Source organism: Paracoccus sp. TRP (genome assembly GCF_000185925.1).
Lineage (GTDB): Bacteria > Pseudomonadota > Alphaproteobacteria > Rhodobacterales > Rhodobacteraceae > Paracoccus > Paracoccus kondratievae.
Window position 1 is genome coordinate 21359 of sequence record NZ_AEPN01000027.1, and the last position, 7489, is coordinate 28847.

The 7489-nt window shown below is 64.8% G+C and carries 6 protein-coding genes; all 6 read right to left on the bottom strand.

Features of this window, described 5'->3' with window-relative positions; all coding sequences use genetic code 11:
• Positions 1-270: 270 nt before the first annotated feature.
• Complete coding sequence (locus PARACOCCUSGL_RS0114335) at positions 271-1776, bottom strand: FAD-dependent oxidoreductase (RefSeq protein ID WP_010397895.1); 1506 nt, start codon at positions 1774-1776, stop codon at positions 271-273.
• 7 nt (positions 1777-1783) lie between these two features.
• Positions 1784-2881, bottom strand: a complete 1098-nt coding sequence (locus PARACOCCUSGL_RS0114340) for an ABC transporter ATP-binding protein (protein ID WP_010397897.1) — start codon at positions 2879-2881, stop codon at positions 1784-1786.
• Between the two features lie 5 nt (positions 2882-2886).
• Positions 2887-3765 carry a carbohydrate ABC transporter permease gene (locus PARACOCCUSGL_RS0114345; protein WP_010397899.1) on the bottom strand — a complete coding sequence of 293 codons (879 nt, stop codon included), beginning with the start codon at positions 3763-3765 and terminating at the stop codon, positions 2887-2889.
• Entirely contained in the window at positions 3755-4651 is an 897-nt protein-coding gene (locus PARACOCCUSGL_RS0114350; protein ID WP_010397902.1) for a carbohydrate ABC transporter permease, read from the bottom strand. The genes PARACOCCUSGL_RS0114345 and PARACOCCUSGL_RS0114350 overlap by 11 nt, the downstream gene beginning before the upstream one ends.
• An 84-nt stretch (positions 4652-4735) precedes the next feature.
• Positions 4736-5989, bottom strand: coding sequence for an ABC transporter substrate-binding protein (locus PARACOCCUSGL_RS0114355; RefSeq protein WP_010397904.1), 1254 nt, complete (start codon positions 5987-5989; stop codon positions 4736-4738).
• Between the two features lie 69 nt (positions 5990-6058).
• Positions 6059-7366, bottom strand: a complete 1308-nt coding sequence (gene hisD, locus PARACOCCUSGL_RS0114360; RefSeq protein ID WP_010397906.1) for a histidinol dehydrogenase — start codon at positions 7364-7366, stop codon at positions 6059-6061.
• Positions 7367-7489: the final 123 nt, after the last annotated feature.

Here is a 7489-nt window from a genome sequence, read left to right on the forward strand (position 1 = left end):
CGCTGCCCTCGCCTCCCGCTGCCGTCACCGAGCCGGAGCCAAAGCCGCTGCATGTGCCGCCGGACTGGATGCCGGCGAAGGGCGGCAATGCCGCGCAGAGCTGCAACCCTCTGCCATTCCCTATTCTATTGTTTCCTATACATATCCTTACTTTACCCGGACGCAATAAAGCTCATAGCTTGCCGGGGCCAGAGCCTGCACCAGAATGCGCTAAGTTGCGATAAACGCAGCATGGAGCAACGCTTCGTTGGCATATCCGCAGCACGCTGATCAGATTATCTCATTCTTCATCGCCTCGCCTGCCTTGAGGGCTAGCGCGGCGATCGTCAGGGCCGGGTTTACCGCGGCCGAAGTGGGAAGGACCGAGGCGTCGGTGATCCATAGATTGGGAATGTCATGGCTCCGGCAGTCCAGATCGACAACCGACTTGTGCGGATCGGCACCGAGGCGCGCGGTGCCGCATTGATGCGAGGTGGTCTTGTTGCCGAATATCCGCACCATCACCACCGGGAATCCCGCGCGTTTCATCACCTGCCTGGCGCGCTTGATCAACAGGTGATGCGCATCCATGTTGGAGCGCTGCCAGTCCATGACGATATTCTCGCCCCGAACCAGGACACGACTGTTCGGATTGGGCAGGTCCTCGCTGGTCAGAAACCAGCCGAAGGCGCGGTCGGCCATCAGCCTTGCCAGGAAACGCGGCATGGCCGGCACCTGCGCCTTGAGGATGTTGCCTGTGATCCGTCCCAAAAGCTGCACATTGCCAAGCGGCGCATGAACCTGGGGATCGTCGTTGTAGAAATCGTTGAAGAACAGCGTTTTCTGATAGATCGAGTCATTTCGCAGAAACGGGTTCAGCGTGATCATCGCGCTGGTGTTGTGGTTCATGAAGTTCCGGCCAAGCTGGTCCGAGCGGTTGCCCAAGCCGGTCGGATGCGCCGCGTTGGCCGAGCGCAGCAGCAGCGCCGCCGATTGCACCGCCCCCGCCGCCACGGCGAAATGCCGCGCGGTCAGGCGCTCTTCGCGCCCGTTGCGGCGAAGAACCGCCGCGACCACCTCGTGCCCGTCGGCACCGGTTTCCAGCCGCACCACCTGTGCGCCGGTCATCAGCCGCACGTTGGGATGCTTCAGCGCATCGGCCAGCGGTCCGACCTCGGCATCGATCTTGCCGGCGCCGCCGGTATTGGGGAAGGCGTCCCATCCGGTCCGGCCGCGCTTCAGCCAGGCATCGATGTCGATGGCCAGCGGCAGGCTTGCGGGATGGACGCCCGCCCGCTTCAGCCGCTCGCGCACCCGTTGCAGAGCCGGCTCGTCCGGGACCGCCGGAAAGGGAAACGGACCCGACCGGGGAGGCTCGGTCGGGTCCTGCCCAGTCGCGCCGCGCACCTTGAACAGCGCCTCGGCCCGGGCATACCACGGCTCCATGTCGTCATAGGACATATCCCAGCCGGGCGAGGTGCCCTGCAGATGCGGTCGCGCCCTGAAATCCTCGACGCGGTAGCGATACATCACCGCGCCGTAGAATTTCGAGTTGCCGCCGACGTAGTAATAGTTCCCCGGCAGGAATTTCCTGCCGTCGGAGCCGATCCATTCCTCGTCCGAGCGATAGAAGCCCCGCTCGAAGATCGCCACATCGTCGCGCGCCTCGGGCGTGTCGGCCAGATGTTCGCCGCGTTCCAGGATCAGGATACGCGCACCCGAAGGGGCCAGCGCCGAGGCGAGTGTGGCGCCCCCGATGCCCGAACCGATGATGATGACATCGCTGTCCCTGCTCATGGTCACCTCAGTCGATGCGGATTTCGGTCTGCGGATCGAACAGAACCACCTTGGCCATCTCGACCGCAAGCCGGGCGGTCTGGCCCGCTTGCGCGGTGCGCGGTGCAAGCCGGGCGATCACCTCGACACCGCCCAGGGTGAACATGGCAAGCGTATCGGGACCGGTGGGCTCGACCACCTCGATGGCGGCCTGCACCGCCTGCTGGCCCGGCTCGGCGACGGAAAAACCCTCGGGACGGATGCCGACCAGCACCGGCTTGCCGGTATATTGCCGTCGCGCGGCCTCGCTGAGCGCCACGCCGGAAATGCGCGACCTGCCGCCATCGGGCTGGTCCATCTCCAGCTCCGGCCCCGCGGTACCCTCGATCAGGCGGCCCGGGATGATGTTCATCGCCGGCGAGCCGACGAAACGCGCCACATAGACATTGGCCGGCCGGTCATAGACCACCTGGGGCTCGTCCAGATGCTGCACGATGCCGTCCTTCATCACCGCGACGCGGGTGGCCAGCGTCATCGCCTCGATCTGGTCATGCGTCACATAGACGATGGTGGTGCCCAGCCGCTGGTGCAGGCGCTTGATCTCGGTGCGCATGTCCACGCGCAGCTTGGCGTCCAGGTTCGACAGCGGCTCGTCGAACAGGAACAGCTTGGGATGGCGGACCAGCGCTCGGCCCATGGCGACCCGCTGTCGCTGCCCGCCCGACAGTTGCGAGGGGCGGCGATCCAGAAGGTGCGCCATCTGCAACAGCTCGGCCGCCTCGCGGGTGGCCTTGTCGCGCTCGGCCGGCGGCACGCCGCGGATCTTCATGCCGAACTCGATGTTCTGGCGCACCGTCATGGTCGGGTAGAGCGCATAGGACTGGAACACCATGGCGATGTCGCGGTCCTTGGGCGAGAGGTCGTTCACCACATCGCCGTCGATGCGGATCTGGCCGGCGGTGATGCCCTCAAGGCCCGCGATCATGTTGAGCAGCGTGGACTTGCCGCAGCCCGAGGGGCCGAGCAGCACCAGGAAGTCCCCGCTGCCGATCGAGATGCAGACCTCCTTGAGCACCTCCATGCTGCCATAGGCCTTGCGGACGCGATCGATTTCAAGAGTAGCCATATCGGTCAGCCTTTCACTGCGCCGGCGGTCAGCCCACGGACGAAATAGCGGCCCGCGACGACATAGACGACAAGGGTGGGAAGAGCGGCGATCATGGCGGCGGCCATGTCGACGTTATACTGTTTGCGGCCCATGGTGACGTTCACCACGTTGTTCAACGCCACGGTGACAGGCGAGGATTCCCCGGCGGTGAAGGATACGCCGAACAGGAAATCGTTCCAGATCTGGGTGAACTGCCAGATGCACGAGACGACCATGATCGGCAGCGCGGCCGGCAGCATGATCGAGAAGAAGATGCGGAAGAAGCCCGCACCGTCGATCTGCGCCGCCTTGGTCAGCTCGTCCGGGATGGTGACGAAATAGTTGCGGAAGAACAGCGTGGTGAAGCAGATGCCATAGACGGTATGCACCAGCACCAGGCCCGGGATCGTGCCCGACAGCCCCAGCTTGCCCAGCACCTGCGCCATCGGCAGCAAGACCGCCTGGAAGGGCAGGAAGCAGCCGAACAGGATCAACCCGAAGACCAGGTTGGCGCCGCGAAAGCGCCATTTCGTCAGCACATAGCCGTTCAGCGCCCCGATGCCCGTGGACAGCAGGACCGCCGGGGCGACCATCAACAGCGAGTTGATGAAATAGGGCTTCAACCCCGTGCAGGCGGTGCCGATGCAGGCCTGGCTCCAGGCCTTGCCCCAGGCCTCGAACGTGACCGCCTCGGGCAGGCCGATGAAGGAGCCGCCATAGATCTCGTCCAGCGATTTCAGCGAGGTGGTGATCATCACCCAGAGCGGCATCAGGTAAAGCGCGGCCAACAGCGCCAGGCTGCCATAGATGAAGATCCGCCCGATCATGCGCGAGCGCGCGGCTGAGCCGTGTTCACTGGCCATGGCGACCCTCCTTCAGCTCGGAATAGAGATAGGGAATGATGATCGCCGCGACGGTCATCAGCATCATCATGGCGCTGGCCGCGCCGACGCCCATCTGGTTGCGCCGGAACGTGGCCGAGAACATGAAGGTCGAGGGCACCTCGGTCGCATTGCCCGGCCCGCCGTTGGTCATGGCCAGCACGAGGTCGAAGTTCTTGATGGCGATATAGCTCAGCAGCACGATCACCGACAGGAAGGCGGGGCGCAGCATCGGCACGATGATGCTGGCATAGATGCGGGGCAGGGTGGCGCCCTCGATCTGCGCGGCCTTGATCACCGAATTGTCGATACCGCGCAGCCCGGCCAGGAAAATGGCCATGGCGAAGCCCGAGGATTGCCAGACCGCGGCGATGACGATGGTGTAGATGGCGAATTTCGGCTGGGTGATCCAGTTGAAGACGAAGCTTTCCCAGCCAAGCCCGTTGACCACCTTCTGGATGCCGAGGTCCGGGTTCAGGATCCATTTCCAGGCCGTGCCGGTGACGATGAACGAGAGTGCCATTGGGTAGAGATAGACGGCGCGTAGCGCGCCCTCGGCCCGGATGTTCTGGTCCAGGAGGATCGCCATGACCAGCCCGACCCCGATGGTCACGGCCAGGAACAGCGCCGAGAAGATGAACAGGTTCGCCACCGCCGTGTGCCAGCGCGGCGTGGCCCACAGCCGGTAATACTGCTCCAGCCCGACGAAATCGTATTGCGGCACCATCCGGGACGAGGACAGCGAGATCCAGCCGGTCCAGGCGATGAACAGATAGACGCCGACAAGGATCACCAGCAGGCTGGGCGCCATGACCAGGCGCGGCAGCCAGTCGGCCAACCGGTCGGAGAAGCTTTTCTTTCGGGTCATGGCGATCCTCTCCAGAAAATGGGGACAATGCGGAAGGGCCTGCCGGGTGCGGTCGCCGGCAGGTCCAGGACGCGGGGGGCGCGATCAGCGGGCGTTGTCGATTCCGCTGACCAGCATCTGCACGGCGTCTTCCGAGGCCATGTCGCTGACGAAGAACTGCGCCACGACATCCCCGAACACGGTGGCGAACTGGGGCTGGCTGGCGAAACCATGCGCGGAGGCCCCGAGCATGGCGCCGTTCTCGATCGCGACGGCGCGATCCTCGAAGCTCTTCTTCGCGCAATCGTCGAAATCGTCCACCGGCAGGTCGGTGCGGGCCGGGATCGAGCCCTTGATCAGGTTGAAGTCATGCTGGACCTTGGGGTCCATGACCACTTCGGCCAGGGCGTCCTGCGCCTTGGTCACCTCAGGATCGGTCACCTTGAACATGCCGAAACTGTCGATCAGCCATTGGAAGGACGGGGTTTCCGAAGGCGTCGCGAAGCACAGGAAATCCTCGCCCGGCTTCAGGCCCTTGGCCAGGAATTCGCCCTTGGCCCAGTCGCCCATGATCTGCATCCCGGCCTGGCCGTTGATGACCATGCCCGAAGCCACGGCCCAGTCGCGGCCGGTGAAACCGTCGTCGACCAGCCCGCGCACTTGGCGCAGCGTGTCGAAGACCTGCTTCATGGTGTCCGAGGACAGCGCCTCGGAGTCCAGTTCGACCAGCGCCTTGTTGTAGAATTCCGGCCCGCCGATATCCGCGACGAGCGCGTCGAATATCACCTGGATCTGCCAGGGCTCGTCGCCCATGGCCAGCGGGATGACGCCGGCCTCCCTCAGCTTCGCCCCGTCCTCGATCAGTTCGGCCCAGGTGCCGGGCTGATCGATGCCGGCCTTGTCGAAGGCGGCCTTGTTCGCCCAGACCCAGTTCTGGCGATGCATGTTGATGGGCACCGCGATCAGGTCGTCGCCGTTCTTGACGAAGGGCAGCACCTGCGGCGCAATGGCGGCTTCCCAGCCATTCGCCTCGTCAAGCGCGTTGAGCTCGCGCATCACGCCTTCGGCCGACCAGTCGATGCCCTCCCAGCCGATGAACTGCATGGAGCCCGGCGGGTTGCCAGAGGCCAGGCGCGAGCGCAACGCCTGCTGCATGTTGCCGCCGGACTGTCCGCCCACGGCGCTGTCCTGCCAGCCGTAGCCTTTGGCAGCCAGTGCTTCCCGGACGACGTTGAGCGCGGCGGCTTCGCTTTCGGCCACCCAGTGATGCATGACCTCGAGCTTTACCTCGGCCTGAGCGGGCATCGCGGCGATCAGCGATACCGAGCTGGCGAGAACAGCGGGAAATAGGTTCTTCATGGGGATACTCCCTGTTTTCGGTGGGGGTGAAGGCTCGGTGGCGTTCCGCTCGTCTCGGGCCGGTCGGTTTCAGGCCTGGACAGCGGCGCCGTATTCCACGTTTCGGCCGCCAAAGCGGCGGACACGGATATTGGCTTGTTCGGCATGGCCGACGAAGCCCTCCATATGACACAGGCGCGACGCATAGGCGCCGATCATGGCCGAGGCTTCGTCGGTAAGGATCTTCTGATAGGTGCAGGTCTTGAGGAACTTCCCGACCCACAGCCCGCCCGTATAACGCGCCGCCCGCAATGTCGGCAGTGTGTGGTTGGTGCCGATCACCTTGTCCCCGAAGGCGACATTGGTGCGCACGCCAAGGAACAATGCCCCGTAATTGGTCATGTTGTTCAGGAAATAGTCGGGATCGGCGGTCATCACCTGGACATGTTCCGAGGCCACGCGATCACCCTCGGCCACCATCTCGTCCAGCGTGTCGCACAGGATGATTTCGCCGTAATCCTCCCATGCCTTGCGGGCGATCTCTGCGGTGGGCATCAGTTGCAGCAGCCGCTCGATCTCGCGCAGCGTGTCGCCGGCCAGCTTTTCCGAATTGGTGATCATCACCGCCGGCGAGTTCGGGCCGTGCTCGGCCTGGCCCAGGAGATCGGTGGCGCAGATCTCGCCGTCCACGCTGTCGTCGGCGATGACCAGCGTTTCGGTCGGGCCGGCGAACAGGTCGATGCCCACCTTGCCGAAGAGCAACCGCTTGGCTTCGGCGACATAGGCGTTGCCGGGACCGGCCAGCATGTCCACCGGGGCGATGGTCTCGGTGCCGTAGCCCATGGCGGCGATGGCCTGCACGCCGCCGAGGCAATAGATCTCGTCCGCGCCGGCCAGCGCCTGGGCGGCCACGATCTTGTCGGCGATCCTGCCCTTGAAGGGTGGGGCGCAGGTGATGACGCGCTGGCAGCCCGCGACCTTGGCGGTCAGCACGGTCATATGTGCCGAGGCCAGCAGCGGATATTTCCCGCCCGGGACATAGCAGCCGACATTCTGGATCGGCACGTTTCTGTGGCCCAGGATGACGCCCGGCAGCGGCTCGACCTCAAGGTCCAGCATGGTGTCGCGTTGCGCTTGCGCGAAATTGCGAATCTGTTCCTGGGCGAAGTCCAGGTCGTGGCGTTCCTGCACGCTCAGCCCGTCGATGCAGGCGGCGATCTCGGCCTCGGTCAACCGATAGCTGTCGCGGTCGAGCCCGTCGAACCTGACGCTGAGTTCGCGCACGGCCCTGTCGCCGCCCTCGGCGATCTGCGCCAGCAGCTTCTCGACGGCTTCGGTGACGGCGGGGTCGGTCTGGTCGCCCTGCTGCAGGCGCGCGGTCTTCACATGCCGGATCATGGCAAATCTACCTCTGGGGGTGAAGCCTCGCGGCCACCCGTGCTGGTTTCGGAAAAAGGGTGAGGGCAGGAAAGGTGGGATGCGGGGGCGGCGTGCCGCCCCCCCCCCCCCCCCCCCCCCCCC

Excerpts from the sequence above, each read along its gene's own strand:
- PARACOCCUSGL_RS0114335 (WP_010397895.1), bottom strand. The coding sequence starts at position 1,776 with ATGAGCAGGGACAGCGATGTCATCATCATCGGTTCGGGCATCGGGGGC.
- PARACOCCUSGL_RS0114350 (WP_010397902.1), bottom strand. The coding sequence starts at position 4,651 with ATGACCCGAAAGAAAAGCTTCTCCGACCGGTTGGCCGACTGGCTGCCG.
- PARACOCCUSGL_RS0114355 (WP_010397904.1), bottom strand. The coding sequence starts at position 5,989 with ATGAAGAACCTATTTCCCGCTGTTCTCGCCAGCTCGGTATCGCTGATC.
- hisD (WP_010397906.1), bottom strand. The coding sequence starts at position 7,366 with ATGATCCGGCATGTGAAGACCGCGCGCCTGCAGCAGGGCGACCAGACC.
- PARACOCCUSGL_RS0114340 (WP_010397897.1), bottom strand. The coding sequence starts at position 2,881 with ATGGCTACTCTTGAAATCGATCGCGTCCGCAAGGCCTATGGCAGCATG.
- PARACOCCUSGL_RS0114345 (WP_010397899.1), bottom strand. The coding sequence starts at position 3,765 with ATGGCCAGTGAACACGGCTCAGCCGCGCGCTCGCGCATGATCGGGCGG.